The organism is Georgenia wangjunii, from assembly GCF_036421975.1.
GTDB lineage: Bacteria > Actinomycetota > Actinomycetes > Actinomycetales > Actinomycetaceae > Georgenia_A > Georgenia_A wangjunii.
In genome coordinates, this window is sequence record NZ_JAZGON010000009.1 from 81,791 (window position 1) to 95,036 (window position 13,246).

The following is a 13,246-nucleotide window of genomic DNA, read 5'->3' on the forward strand; positions in this document are numbered from 1 at the left end:
CGCGCCGCCGGGCCGTTCGTCGGCTCCGCGCCGGGCGCCTCGTCGGCTCCGCGCCGGGCCGCTCGTCGGCTCCCCGCCGGGCGGCTCGTCGCGCCGCTGCGGCGGCAGCGCACCCACACCCCCTCCCCGGTGTCGGCACCGCCTGGGACACTGGGAGCGATGACCTCCCAGACCGCCGCCCCGGGCGCTCCCCGCACGAGCGAGGAGCTGCTCGCCGCGCTCGACGACGACCAGCGCGCCGTCGCCCAGTCCCTCACCGGCCCGCTGTGCGTCCTCGCGGGTGCGGGCACCGGCAAGACCCGTGCCATCACGTACCGCATCGCGCACGGCGTCCACGCCGGGGTCTACAACCCCGCGACCGTCCTCGCCGTGACGTTCACGGCCCGCGCCGCGGGGGAGCTGCGGTCCCGGCTGCGCGACCTCGGCGCCGGCGGCGTCCAGGCCCGCACCTTCCACGCCGCCGCGCTGCGCCAGCTGTCGTACTTCTGGCCGTCCGCGATCGGGGGCGGTGTACCGCGGATCGCGGAGCACAAGGCGGGGCTCGTCGCGGAGGCGTCGGGGCGCCTCGGGCTCGGCGTCGACCGGGTCGCGATCCGTGACCTCGCCTCGGAGGTCGAGTGGGCCAAGGTCAGCCTCGTCACCGCCGAGGACTACGCCCGCCGCGCCGCGAGCGAGGGGCGTGAGGGCGTCGCGGGCAACGACCTCACGACCGTCGCGCGCCTGCTCAGCGTCTACGAGGACGTCAAGTCCGAGCGCGGCGTCATCGACTTCGAGGACGTCCTCCTCCTCATGGTCGGCATCCTCGCCGAGCGCGACGACGTCGCGGCGCAGGTGCGCCAGCAGTACCGCCACTTCGTCGTCGACGAGTACCAGGACGTCTCCCCGCTCCAGCAGCGCCTCCTCGACCTCTGGCTCGGGGACCGGCGCGAGATCTGCGTCGTCGGGGACGTCTCGCAGACGATCTACTCCTTCACGGGTGCGACACCGCGCTTCCTCACCGACTTCTCCCGCCGGTTCGACGACGCGCGCGTCGTCCGGCTCGTGCGCGACTACCGCTCGACCCCCCAGGTGGTGGACCTCGCGAACCGCGTCCTCGCCCGTGCCGGGCGGCACCGGTCCTCCGCGGCGGTCGAGCTCGTCGCCCAACGCCCCTCAGGCCCCCCGGCCCGGTTCGAGGCGTTCGACGACGACGTGGCCGAGGCGCGCGGCGTCGCCACCCGCATCGCGAAGCTCCAGCAGGAGGGTGTCCCGCTCAGCGAGGTCGCCGTCCTCTACCGCACGAACGGTCAGGCCGAGGCGCTCGAGCAGGCGCTCGCCCAGGAGGGCATCGGCTACCTCGTGCGTGGCGGCGAGCGGTTCTTCTCCCGCCGCGAGGTGCGCGAGGCGCTCGTCCTCCTGCGCGGGGCGGCCCGCTCGGCGGACGCGCCCATGCCGGAGGTCGTCCGTGACGTCCTCACCGGCGCCGGCTGGTCGCCCGAGCCGCCGTCGGCCCGCGGCGCGGCGCGTGAGCGGTGGGAGTCCCTCCAGTCCCTCGTCGCGCTCGCGGACGACCTGGCTGCCACCCGCGGGGCGGACATGCCGGGGCTCGTCGCCGAGCTCGACGAGCGGGCCTCCGCCCAGCACGCCCCCACCGTCGAGGGCGTCACCCTCGCCTCGTTCCACGCGGCGAAGGGGCTCGAGTGGGACGCCGTCTTCCTCGTCGGCGTGAGCGAGGGGCTCCTGCCGATCTCCCTCGCCGAGGGGGACGACGCGATCGCCGAGGAGCGCCGCCTCCTCTACGTCGGCATCACGCGTGCTCGCGAGCACCTCATGCTCTCCTACGCGCGTGCCCGCACCGTCGGCGGGCGGGCGAGCCGCAAGCCCTCCCGCTTCCTCGACGGCATCTGGCCCACCGGCGGCGACGTCCGCCCGGACGTGCGTGCGCGACGCCTCGAGGCCCGCGCGCAGATCGCGGCCCTGGCGGAGGAGAACCCCGCCGACGCCGAGCTGTTCGAGCGCCTGCGCACGTGGCGCGGGCAGGTCGCCGCCGCCACGGGCAAGCCGCCCTACGCCGTCCTCCACGACACGACGCTCCAGGCGATCGCCACCGCCCATCCCAAGGACCTGCGCCAGCTCGGCGTCCTGCGGGGCATCGGGGCCGCCAAGCTCGAGGCGTACGGCCCGCACGTGCTCGCCGTCGTCCGGGGCGAGGACGTCGTCGTCGAGGCGCCCGCAGGCTGAGGCCCGGCGGCCGGAACGGCCGCGGGAACGGCCCGCGAAAAAGTCCGCCCGAAAATACCTTGCCCCCCGATCGGGGGCGGTCGTAGGCTTCCCGACGTCCGTGACCGACCGGGTTGTGCCTAGCCAGCGCGAGGACCCGTGAGCCGAGGGAGGTGAGCCGAGTGATCAGCATCGTCAGCCGCACGGCGGCCAGCGCCGCATGGTACGAGCGCATCGTCGCGCCCACCCTCGGAGCCTTCGGGGCAGGGGTGCGTCTGCGCCCCGCGCCCACCGGCAAGCCCGAGGGCCGCCCGGTCCGGAACAGGTAGAACCAGAGGTTCTCCTCCCGACCGCGGCGCCCGTAGGCCCGCGGTCCTCGCGTCTCATCTCCTGAGCCGAGCCGCCGGCCGCACCCGTCCCGGCACTCACGGAGAATCTCGTGCAGCTCACCACCCTTCTCGACAGCATGACCCAGAGCTCCTCGGCGCCCTGGCCCTCTTTCGTCCCTCCCGCAGCGGAGGCGACCGCGACCGTCGACGTCGGCGTCCCCTGCCGCGGGAGCGAGGACGCGGACCTGTGGTTCGCGGAGCGCACCGCCGACGTCGAGCGCGCCAAGGACCTGTGCCGTGCGTGCCCGCTGCGGGCGGAGTGCCTCGCCGGTGCCCTCGAGCGTGCCGAGCCGTGGGGCGTGTGGGGCGGCGAGGTGTTCGTCGACGGCCGTGTCGTCGCCCGCAAGCGCGGGCGGGGGCGGCCGCCGAAGAACCGGGCCGTCGCCTGAGCGGCCCGGCGGGCGCCGTCACCGGCCCGCGACGTCCACCCCCGGCACGCCGGCGCACCCGCAGTCCGGGTGCGCCGGCCACCGGCGCAGCTCCGGCACGGGCGAGGACGTGCTGATCTCCAGGCTCGCCCCGGCGACGGCGACGGGGCGCCCGTCGAGGGCCGCGAGCACCTGGCCGAGGGCGGCGGCGGCGCCCGCGTGCGCGAGGCTCGTCTCGACGCCCCGGTCGGGCGTGCCGAGGAGCTGGGTCGCCACGGCCGGCCAGCAGTCGTCCGCCTCCGCGCGGTGCAGCTCGACGCACCGCACGCACGGGCCGTCCCCGGGCCGCACGAGCGGTCCGACGAGGACGTCGAGCTCGCGGACGACGACGGTGAGGTGAGGGACGTCCTCACGCAGCAGCGCGCGCAGGCGCACCGGGTCGGAGACGTCCTGCTCGACGAGGACGACGAGGTCCGGGCGCGTGCCCGGGGCGGCGGACGTGCGGACCTCCGGGTACGTCGCCCGCAGCGCCGCGAGCGCCGCGTCCCGGCGCGGCCGGCCGACGTCGGCGAGCACGTAGCCGCCCGCCCCCACCTCGTCGCGGCGCACGGTGCCCACGCCGTCGACGAGGACCGCGCCCACCCCAGCCGCGGCGAGGGCCCCGGCGAGCGTCGCGCCGAGGCGCCCGAGCCCGAGCACCGCGACCGTCGCCGAGCGCCGGCGCCCCAGCACCGCCGCCCCGTCTCCGTCCGGGCGGGCACGGGACCAGTGGTCGACGTCGGCACGCAGCGGCGCGCGCGGCACCGGCGGCGCCCCGGGCCCGCCCCCGGCGTCGAGGACGCCGGCGTGGGCGAGGAGCGAGACGAGCGCACGGACCCGCGCGGCCGGCACCCCGGACGAGCGGCCGAGCTTGAGCAGCTCGGCCGTCGTCGTCTCGTTCTCGAGGCGGTCGAGGAGCCGTTGCTCGGCGGGAGCCAGTCCCTCGAGCACGACGGCGCAGCGCGGGTCGGTCCCGACCTGGCTCTCGCCCTCCCGCCGCCACAGCATCGCCAGCCCCGCCCGTAGACGCATGCGACCCTCCTTCGGCCTGCTGGCACGATGCCACGGCGTGGACGGTCACCTCTCGCGCCGTCCCCAGGGTGTGGACGGACGGCGGGGGCGCGGGCGGGTCGTACCGGTTGGGGCCCGTGCCCGGCAGGGGCGTACGGCACCGCTGGGGGTCAGCGCCGGGTCGGCGCCCGTCGTCGCCCGCGGTGCCGGACGGTCAGCGCGCGTCGTCCTCGCCGTCGTCGCGGCCCGAGGTGCCCGGCCCGATCTCGCGCGGGCCGCCGGCGCCCGGCTCGCCGGCCGCCTCGCCCGCGGCGGCATCGGCAGCAGCAGCCGCGTCGTCGTCGGCGCCGCCGAGAAGGTCCGCGATGGCCGCGTCGACCTCCTCGTCCGCGACGGCGGCCGCGTCCCGCGCCCCGACGAAGCCGAGCGGGTCGTCGAGCTCCTCGGGTGTGGGCATGAGGTCGGGGTGGTTCCAGAGCGCGTCACGCTCCGCCGTCCCGCGCTCGCGGCCGAGGCTGGCCCACAGGGTGGCCGCCTCCCGCAGGCGCCGGGGACGCAGCTCGAGGCCGACGAGCGTGGCGAACGTCTGCTCCGCCGGTCCGCCGGCGGCCCGGCGTCGCCGGACCATCTCCCGCAGGGGGACGGCGTGCGGCAGGTGCGCCGCCACGGCCTGGGCGGTCACCTCCTCCACCCAGCCCTCGACGAGGGCGAGCGAGGTCTCCAGGCGCAGGAGCGCCGCCTTCTGCGCGGGGCTCTGCTCGAGGGCGAACACACCGCCGGAGAACGCCTCGCGCAGCGCCTCGGGGTCCGTCGGGTCGATGGAGCGCACGGCCTCCTCCATGGCGGAGGTGTCGATCGTGATCTCGCGGGCGTACGCCTCGACCGAGCCGAGGAGCTGCGTGCGCAGCCACCCCACGTGCGCGAAGAGGCGCGCGTGGGCGACCTCGCGCACGGCGAGGAAGAGCCGCACCTCGTCCGCCGGGACGTCGAGCCCCTCGCTGAAGGCGGCGACGTTGGCGGGGATGAGCGCGGCGTCGGGCGCCTCGACGAGCGGCAGGCCCGTGTCGGACGTGCCGAAGGCCTCACCGGCGAGCGTGCCGACGGCCTGGCCCACCTGCATGCCGAAGACGGCGCCCCCGAGCTGACGGATCATGCCACCGGCGGACCCGAGCTGCGACGCGAGCGGGTGCTCCTCGAGGCCGAGCTCGCCGGTCTGCTCGCCGATCGTCTCCTCGAGCGCGCGCGCCACCGACGCCGCGACCGGCTCCGCGAGCCGCTTCCACGTCGGCAGGGTCTGCTCGACCCAGTCGCTGCGGCTCCAGGCGCGCTTGAAGCCGCCGCTCGGTCCGAGCTCCGTCGCGGCGTCGAGCCACAGGTCGGCGACCTGGAGGGCGGAGCTGACGTCGCTCGCCTGCGTGGCGGTGACGGTCGGGTCGCCGGCGGCGCGGGCGGCCTGCCGGGCGATGTCGTGCGCGAGGCCCCAGTTGACGGGGCCGCCGTCGCCGGCGGCGAGCACCTGCTGCATCTGGGCGAGCATCATCGACAGCTGGTTCCGGTCGGCGGGCAGCCCGGCGGCGCGGGCCATCGCCTCGGGGTCCATGCCGGAGGCCTGCATCGCCCGCATGGCCTCGGCCGCGGCCTCCGGGCCGAGCATCGAGCGCAGGAGCGCCTCCCAGCTGTCCTCCGCGTCGCCGCGGCGGCTCGGCTCCTCGCTCATGACGGTGCTCCTGACGTGGACGGGAAGGGGGGCAGTGCGCGCGGGTCCACGGTACGCGCCGGACCCCGCCCCCGGCGCGGCGGACGTGCCGGGTGGGTGATGATTGTGCGGTGGCAACAGTGGACATCTCGACCGGGACCGTGCCTGGCACCGACCTCCCGGAGCCCGAGCCGGCCTCATCGGTCTCACCGCGCGTCGTGACGGCGGCGATCGCCGGTGCGGTCACGTTCGTCCTCGTGCTCGCGATGATGCTCGTGCCCGCCCCCTACGCGATCCAGAGCCCCGGGCCCACGGTGGACACCCTCTCCCAGGTCGACGGCTCCCCGATGATCGCGGTGGAGGGGGCGCAGACGTACCCGACCGAGGGCCAGCTCCGGTTGACGACCGTCGCGGTCGTGGGCGGCCCCGGGTTCCCCGCCTCGGTCGGGGACGTCCTGCGCGGCTGGCTCTCCTCCTCGCGCCGCGTCACGCCGCGCGAGGCGATGTTCGCCCCGGAGCAGAGCCGGCAGGAGGTGCGTGAGCAGTCGAGCGCCGAGATGACGTCCTCGCAGACGAACGCGAGCGTGGCGGCGCTGAGCGAGCTCGGCTACGAGGTGCCCGCGGTCCTCGACATCGCCGACGTCCCGGCCGGCGGCGCGGCCGAGGGGATCGTCGCCGAGGGGGACGTCCTGCGGTGGATCACGGCGGACGACGGGGAGCGGGTCGACGTGACCTCGTTCGGCGCCCTCGCCGACGTGCTCGCGCAGACCCCGCCGGGGACGACCGTGACCCTCGGCGTCCTGCGCTCCGGCGAGGAGCTCGCCCTCGACGTCGTCACGGGCGACGACGGCTCCGGCGGCAGCCTCCTCGGCGTGCTCATCGCGCCCGACGTCGACCTGCCGGTCGACATCGAGATCGCCATCGAGGACGTGGGCGGGCCGAGCGCCGGTCTCATGTTCGCGCTCGGCATCGTCGACGTCCTCACCCCCGGGGCGATGACCGGCGGGGAGGTCGTCGCCGGGACGGGCACCATCACGATCGACGGCGACGTCGGCCCCATCGGCGGCATCGAGCAGAAGCTCGCCGGGGCGCGGCGCGACGGCGCCACCTGGTTCCTCGCGCCGCAGGACAACTGCGCCTCCGTCGTCGGGCACGTCCCCGACGGGCTCGACGTCGTGGCCGTCTCCACCCTCGCCGAGGGGCGCGCCGCCGTCGAGGCGATCGCCGCGGGCGACGGCGCGTCGCTCCCCGGCTGCAGCGCCGCCGACGGCTGAGCCGCCGGCTACGCGAACGTCGCGCGCAGGGCCTCGACGAGGCCGGGCACCGCGTCGGCAGAGCCCCCGACGGCGTCGTCGGAGTCGTTCCCGCGCGAACGCAGCGCGCACCACGACTCCCCGGTGCGCAGCACACCGGCGGTGATGCGGACGTCCTGGCGCGCCGGGTGCGCGCCGAGGTAGGCGATCGCCTCGTCGGGGTCCTCCGGCATGCCCGCCTCGACCTCGGGCGGCACGACGACGCGCTCGACGACGACGGCGGCGCCGTCGACGGACTCGGGCCACCCGAGCTGGGCGAGGAGCTCCTCGAGGGACGAGGCCTCGGGCAGGCCCTCCTGCTCGACGGAGGTGAGGTGCTCGGGGTCCTCCTGCGCCGCCGCGACGGCGCCGTCGGGGAGCTCGGAGGCGAGCCGCGGCTCGGTCGCCAGTGCGGACGCCGTCCGCACGAGCGCGAAGACGAGGACGGGGGAGTCCCACCCGAGCGCGCTGGCGTGCCGCTCGATGTCGAGGACCGCCCCCGTCAGCGCCAGCTGACGCGCGCTCGGCGGAGCTGGGGTCGGGGCGTCGTCGGGCGTGGTCGGTCCGGTGGTGGGATCGGTCGTCATGCCCCCATGGTCCCGCACGCCCGGGTCCAGCCGCCATATGGGAACCTAGGGGGCACGCGCGGCGTTGGACTGACGGACGCCGCGACCAGCAGCGCACACCCGCCCCCGAGCTTTGAGGTGCCCCACCCGTGACGACCGCTTCCGTCCCACGACCGCCCAGCCCCCGGACGCCGCGTCGCCGCGGCGCCCTCGTGCCGACGCTCGTCATCCTGGGCGTCCTGGGCGTCCTGCTCATGATCATGGCGCAGCTCTGGACCGAGGTGCTGTGGTTCCAGCACCTCGGGTTCGAGCAGGTCCTGTGGACCGAGTGGGGGACCCGTGCCGCGCTGTTCGCGCTCGGGGCGATCGTCATGGGCGGCGCCGTCTTCGCCGGGCTCTCGCTCGCCTACCGCACCCGGCCCGTGTACGCACCGGTCACCCCGGAGCAGCAGAACCTCGACCGCTACCGCGAGAGCATCGAGCCGCTGCGCCGGCTCGTCATGATCGGCGCGCCAGTGGTCCTCGGCCTCTTCGCCGGGACGTCGCTGAGCGGGTCGTGGCGCACCGTGCTCATGTGGTTCAACCGTGAGCCGTTCGGCCAGACCGACCCCGAGTTCGGGCTGGACATCTCGTTCTTCGTCTTCACGCTGCCGCTGGCGCGCACGCTGCTGTCCTTCCTCATGACCGTCGTCTTCATCACGGCGGCCGCCTCGCTCGTCACCCACTACCTCTACGGCGGGGTCTCCCTCGCGGGCCGTCCGCAGAAGGTCGTCAAGGCGGCCCGGGTCCAGCTCTCGGTGCTCGCCGCGCTCTTCGTCCTCCTCGTGGCCGTCAGCTACTGGCTCGACCGGTACTCGCTCATGGTGGGGGAGAACGACCGGTTCGCCGGTGCCTCCTACGCCGACGTCGAGGCGAACCTGCCGGCGCGGACGATCCTCGCCGTCATCGCCGTGCTCATCGCCGTCCTCTTCGTCGTCGCGGCGTTCCGCGGCAGCTGGATGCTCCCGGCGGCCGGCGTCGGCGTCATGGTGGTCTCCGCCATCGTCGTCGGCGGCATCTACCCCTCGGTCGTCCAGCGCTTCCAGGTGGACCCGAACGCCGTCGAGGCGGAGTCGCCGTTCATCCAGCGCAACATCGACGCGACCCTGGCCGCGTACGGGCTCCAGGACGTCCAGACCGAGACCTACGCGGCGACGACGGAGACCGAGGTCGGTCAGCTCCGCGAGGACAGCGAGTCGACGGCGAGCATCCGCCTCCTCGACCCCAACGTCGTCAGCCCGACGTTCCGTCAGCTCCAGCAGAACCGCCAGTACTACAACTTCCCCGAGACCCTCTCGGTGGACCGGTACGAGATCGACGGCGAGAGCCGGGACACGGTCATCGCCGTGCGCGAGCTGAACCAGGACGGCCTCGGCAACGACCAGCGCACGTGGGTCAACGACCACACGGTCTACACCCACGGGTTCGGCGTGGTCGCCGCCTACGGCAACACCGTCTCCTCCGACGGCCAGCCGGCCTTCTTCCAGGGCGGCATCCCCAGCACGGGTGAGCTCGGCGAGTTCGAGCCGCGCGTCTACTTCGGCCAGGACACGACGAACTACTCGATCGTCGGCGCCCCCGAGGACACGACGCCGTGGGAGCTCGACTACCCCGACGACGACGCCCCCAACGGCCAGGTCAACACCACCTACGCCGGCGACGGCGGCCCGAGCCTGGGCAGCTTCCTCAACAAGCTTCTCTACGCGCTGCGCTTCGGCTCCGAGCAGATCCTCTTCTCCGACCGCGTCAACGACTCCTCGCAGATCCTCTACGACCGCGACCCGCACGTGCGCGTCGGCAAGGTCGCGCCCTACCTCACGCTCGACGGGCGCGCCTACCCCGCCGTCGTCGACACCGACGACGACGAGTCGACCCCGAAGGAGCTCGTCTGGATCGTCGACGGCTACACGACGACGAACGAGTACCCGTACTCGGCTCGCGAGTCCCTCGAGGAGGCGACGACGGACGCGCTCACCGAGACGACCGGCGGCGTCGTCATCGGCCCCGCGCCGGAAGAGGTCAACTACATCCGCAACTCCGTCAAGGCGGTCGTCAACGCCTACGACGGCGAGGTGACGCTCTACGAGTGGGACGACGAGGACCCGATCCTCGCGACGTGGATGAACGTCTTCCCCGACCAGATCCGCCCGCTGAGCGAGATCAGCGGCGACCTCATGAGCCACATGCGCTACCCGGAGGACCTCTTCAAGGTCCAGCGCCAGCTGCTCAGCCGCTACCACGTCGAGGACGCCGCCTCGTTCTACTCCGGCGGTAACTTCTGGAACATCCCGGAGGACCCGACGCGTGGCACCGGCGAGCCGCAGCCGCCGTTCTACCTCACGATGCAGATGCCGGACCAGGAGGAGGCGCGGTTCTCCCTCACGTCGAGCTTCATCCCCGGCGGCCAGACGGACCGCAACATCCTCACCGGGTTCCTCGCGGTCGACTCCGAGACGGGGAACACCCCCGGCGAGGTGCGCGACGACTACGGCCAGATGCGCCTGCTCGAGCTGCCCTCGGACGTCACGGTCCCCGGACCCGGCCAGGTGCAGAACAACTTCAACTCCAACCCGAGGGTCTCGACCGAGCTCAACCTGCTCGAGCAGGGCGGGTCGCAGGTCATCCGAGGCAACCTCCTCACGCTGCCCGTCGGTGGCGGCCTGCTCTACGTCCAGCCGGTCTACGTCCAGGCGTCCGCCGGCACGCAGTACCCGCTCCTCCAGCGCGTGCTCGTCGCCTTCGGCGACGAGATCGGGTTCGCGAGCACGCTGACCGAGGCCCTCGACGAGGTCTTCGGCGGCGACTCGGGCGCCGAGGGCGGTGATGCCGACGTCGTCGGTGAGATCGAGGACCCGGACGCCCCGGACGTCGAGGGGCCGCAGGGCACCACCGAGGTGGACGCCGGCGCCCAGCAGCGCCTCACGGACGCGATCGCCGCGATCGACGCCGCGGTCCAGGCCGGCCAGGTTGCCCTGAGCGAGGGCGACTGGACGGCGTACGGCGAGGCCCAGGCACAGCTCGATGCGGCGCTCGCCGACGCCGTCGAGGCCCAGGCCGAGCTCACCCCCGGCGCCGAGGGTGCCACCGATGCACCGACGGACGCCGCCACCGACGCTGCGACCGAGGACAGCGAGGGCTGACACCGACCGCCGCGGGCCGCCCCCCGTCATGGGGGCGGGCCGCGGCGCCGGTGCTCGGCCGTCGCCCGGACGTCCCGTGCGCACCGCACCCCGTCATGGTCATGCAGAAGTGCCTGGGGAGCGGCGGTGAGGCGGCTCACACGGGCCGGAGTTGCCCCGGGCGCAGGCCGCGACATAGTCTGTATCTACCGACGCGGGGTGGAGCAGCTCGGTAGCTCGCCGGGCTCATAACCCGGAGGTCGCAGGTTCAAATCCTGCCCCCGCTACGAATCAGGCCCGGAATCTACGGATTCCGGGCCTGAAGGCGTTTAGGAACTTGATCGAGTGTCCACTTAGTGTCCAGAAACCCGGTCCAGGAACCCCTCCTCGACCGGTTGCCGGGGTCCGGTACGGAGTGGACCCGTCCAGCACGGAGACGTGCGGCGATGGCTGCACACCTACCTGGCATGGACGGCACCGCACGCACCGTGGGCGGCCTGGAGCCGCTGATGAGCATCGAGGAACTCTCGGAGTACCTCGATGTGCCGGTCAGGACGCTGTACGACTGGCGGCTGGCCGGCAAAGGACCGTGCGCCGTCCACGTCGGACGACAGATCCGCTACTTCGTCACCGACATCGACGAGTGGCTCCGGCACAACCGCGAGGTCGAGCCCGGGCGTGCGCCGCAGGGACGGTGACCGGTCATGGGTAGGCCGCGCACGCCGATCGGCACCTTCGGTGACATCACCTACGTCAAGGTCACCGGCGGACGGGTCCGTGCACGCACTCGATACCGCGACAACGACGGCCAGTTGCGTCGAGTCTCGGCCACCGGCACCTCGACCAAGGACGCCGAGCGCAACCTCAAGAGGGTTCTCGCACGGAGGCCGAGTCACGTCGCCAGAGGAGAGGTGACTGGGGACACTTCCTTCGCGACACTCGTCGATGCCTGGCTGGAAGACCTCGATGTGGAGTCCAAGCTCGCGCCGAGCACGCGTGCACTCTATGAGCGCAACATGCGTCAGCTCGTCATGCCTGCCTTCGAGCACTACGTCCTGCGGGAGATCACCGTTCGCCAGGTCGACCAGTTCATCAAGACACTGGCGACGACCAAGAGCTACAGCATGGCCAAGCAGGCGCGGACTGTCCTGAGCCTCGCCCTCGGTCTTGCCGTCCGCTACGACGCGATCGCCAAGAACCCGGTCCGGGACACGACCCGGCTCAGAAAGCCTCCATCCCAGGCGATGGCGCTGACGGCCAAGCAGGTCGAGGCGATCCGCGCCGCAGTTCGAGGCTGGCGACGCGGCCCCGGCGTCCCCGGCCCACCGCCAGACGGCCAGCTTGAGCACATCATCGAGGTCATGCTCGGGACGTCGGCGCGCATCGGCGAGGTGCTCGCGATCCGCAAGTGCGACGTCGACGTCACCGTCTCGCCCGCCACCGTCCGGCTCAGCGGGACGATCGTCTCCCCGACGGGTAAGCCGACCCACCGGCAGCCGCACCCCAAGACCGCAAAGTCGACGCGAACCGTCGCGGTGCCGTCGTTCACCGCGGAGGTGCTGCGTCAGCGGCTCGTCACGATCGTCGCGGAGGACCCGGAGCACCTGATCTTCTTCAGCCGCAACCACACGCCGCTGACGACCAACAACGTTCGCCGGCGCCTGCGCGCCATCCTGGACGAAGCCGGCATCTCGGGTGTCACGCCGCATTCGTTCCGTCGGACCGTCGCAACGGTGATCGACCGGGCGGGCGGTGCGGACCTCGCGGCCGAGATGCTAGGCCACACCTCATCCCAGATCACCAAGGAGCACTACATCGAGCCCGACGAGAAGGTGAACCCGGTGACCGCCGAGATCCTCGAGTCACTCGCTCCTCGTGACAGCAGCAACGACGAGCAGTAGGTGCGCGACGTGGTGGTGAGGAGTCCTCACCGCCGCTCTCTTTCCCCGAGGTTGCCTTCTCCACCGAAGCGCACGTGCCGGGGGATGGGGGCCGCATCCTCGGTGGTGACGAGTCGTCATCACCGCTCTCTTGCCCCAGGCTGTCGTCGTCTCCACCGAAGCGAACCATCTGCCGGGCAACGGCGCGTCCGCGGTCGTGATGACTCATCACCACCGCTCTCTTCCCCACGGGTTGCCGTCGTCGCCGACGTGCATTGCCACGGTGCCTTCACCCAGCTCACATGTGCGATCACGGGTTCCATGGGACTCACTCTCGCCCGGGTGCGTTGCGGAGAACGTACGGGGTGCCCGACCCCGTACGCACCCCGTACGCACCATGACGACGCACATCAGCCCAGGTGCCGGTGCGTACGGGGAGAAGGTCGCCGCGTGTTGGCGACCGGTTTCAGTTCCCTCCTCCCCGCCCTCCGCTGTAGCTCGTCGTACAGCGTCCCCATGCCCCTCGACGACCCAGAGAAGGCCTGTTCGACTACCAGGTGTGCCGGTGACGCCGGAGGGCACCGACGCGGTGTCCGGCGCCGACCGCAGACCCATCGTCGGAAGTCGCCCCGCGAGCGGTCGCACCCG

At 73.4% G+C, this 13,246-nt stretch carries 10 protein-coding genes and 1 tRNA gene; 8 read left to right on the top strand and 3 right to left on the bottom strand.

Features of this window, described 5'->3' with window-relative positions; genetic code table 11:
- The first annotated feature begins 159 nt into the window (after positions 1–159).
- The 3 genes from V2J63_RS13025 (at position 160) to V2J63_RS13035 (ending at position 2,977) form a co-directional block, all read left to right on the top strand.
- Positions 160–2,220: an ATP-dependent helicase gene (locus V2J63_RS13025; protein ID WP_331231478.1), complete on the top strand. Its 2,061-nt coding sequence runs from the start codon at positions 160–162 to the stop codon at positions 2,218–2,220.
- Between the two features lie 161 nt (positions 2,221–2,381).
- Positions 2,382–2,528 (top strand): hypothetical protein, encoded by a 147-nt coding sequence (locus V2J63_RS13030; RefSeq protein ID WP_331231479.1) that lies wholly within the window; start codon positions 2,382–2,384, stop codon positions 2,526–2,528.
- Positions 2,529–2,638: 110 nt separating this feature from the next.
- Entirely contained in the window at positions 2,639–2,977 is a 339-nt protein-coding gene (locus tag V2J63_RS13035; RefSeq protein WP_331231480.1) for a WhiB family transcriptional regulator, read from the top strand.
- A gap of 18 nt (positions 2,978–2,995) precedes the next feature.
- Here V2J63_RS13035 and V2J63_RS13040 read toward each other — a convergent pair whose 3' ends face one another.
- Positions 2,996–4,027: a ThiF family adenylyltransferase gene (locus tag V2J63_RS13040; RefSeq protein WP_331231481.1), complete on the bottom strand. Its 1,032-nt coding sequence runs from the start codon at positions 4,025–4,027 to the stop codon at positions 2,996–2,998.
- Between the two features lie 193 nt (positions 4,028–4,220).
- Entirely contained in the window at positions 4,221–5,723 is a 1,503-nt protein-coding gene (locus V2J63_RS13045; protein ID WP_331231482.1) for a zinc-dependent metalloprotease, read from the bottom strand.
- 110 nt (positions 5,724–5,833) lie between these two features.
- Between V2J63_RS13045 and V2J63_RS13050 the strand changes: the two genes are divergently transcribed.
- The gene (locus V2J63_RS13050) at positions 5,834–6,976 is read left to right on the top strand and encodes a YlbL family protein (RefSeq protein WP_331231483.1); all 1,143 of its coding nucleotides are present in this window, start codon (positions 5,834–5,836) and stop codon (positions 6,974–6,976) included.
- A gap of 8 nt (positions 6,977–6,984) precedes the next feature.
- Here the strand turns inward: V2J63_RS13050 and V2J63_RS13055 are convergent, their stop codons facing one another.
- On the bottom strand, positions 6,985–7,581 hold the full coding sequence (locus tag V2J63_RS13055) for a PPA1309 family protein (RefSeq protein WP_331231484.1): 597 nt from the start codon (positions 7,579–7,581) through the stop codon (positions 6,985–6,987).
- Positions 7,582–7,709: 128 nt separating this feature from the next.
- Here V2J63_RS13055 and V2J63_RS13060 point away from each other — a divergent pair, with 128 nt between their 5' ends.
- The 4 genes from V2J63_RS13060 (at position 7,710) to V2J63_RS13075 (ending at position 12,619) form a co-directional block, all read left to right on the top strand.
- On the top strand, positions 7,710–10,739 hold the full coding sequence (locus V2J63_RS13060) for a UPF0182 family membrane protein (RefSeq protein WP_331231485.1): 3,030 nt from the start codon (positions 7,710–7,712) through the stop codon (positions 10,737–10,739).
- Positions 10,740–10,931: 192 nt separating this feature from the next.
- Positions 10,932–11,005: transfer RNA gene (locus V2J63_RS13065), tRNA-Met, on the top strand.
- Between the two features lie 180 nt (positions 11,006–11,185).
- On the top strand, positions 11,186–11,416 hold the full coding sequence (locus tag V2J63_RS13070) for a helix-turn-helix domain-containing protein (RefSeq protein ID WP_331231486.1): 231 nt from the start codon (positions 11,186–11,188) through the stop codon (positions 11,414–11,416).
- Positions 11,417–11,422: 6 nt separating this feature from the next.
- Positions 11,423–12,619 carry a tyrosine-type recombinase/integrase gene (locus V2J63_RS13075; protein WP_331231487.1) on the top strand — a complete coding sequence of 399 codons (1,197 nt, stop codon included), beginning with the start codon at positions 11,423–11,425 and terminating at the stop codon, positions 12,617–12,619.
- Positions 12,620–13,246 lie beyond the last annotated feature (627 nt).

Excerpts from the sequence above, each read along its gene's own strand:
- V2J63_RS13025 (WP_331231478.1), top strand. The coding sequence starts at position 160 with ATGACCTCCCAGACCGCCGCCCCGGGCGCTCCCCGCACGAGCGAGGAG.
- V2J63_RS13040 (WP_331231481.1), bottom strand. The coding sequence starts at position 4,027 with ATGCGTCTACGGGCGGGGCTGGCGATGCTGTGGCGGCGGGAGGGCGAG.
- V2J63_RS13045 (WP_331231482.1), bottom strand. The coding sequence starts at position 5,723 with ATGAGCGAGGAGCCGAGCCGCCGCGGCGACGCGGAGGACAGCTGGGAG.
- V2J63_RS13055 (WP_331231484.1), bottom strand. The coding sequence starts at position 7,581 with ATGACGACCGATCCCACCACCGGACCGACCACGCCCGACGACGCCCCG.
- V2J63_RS13070 (WP_331231486.1), top strand. The coding sequence starts at position 11,186 with ATGGACGGCACCGCACGCACCGTGGGCGGCCTGGAGCCGCTGATGAGC.
- V2J63_RS13075 (WP_331231487.1), top strand. The coding sequence starts at position 11,423 with ATGGGTAGGCCGCGCACGCCGATCGGCACCTTCGGTGACATCACCTAC.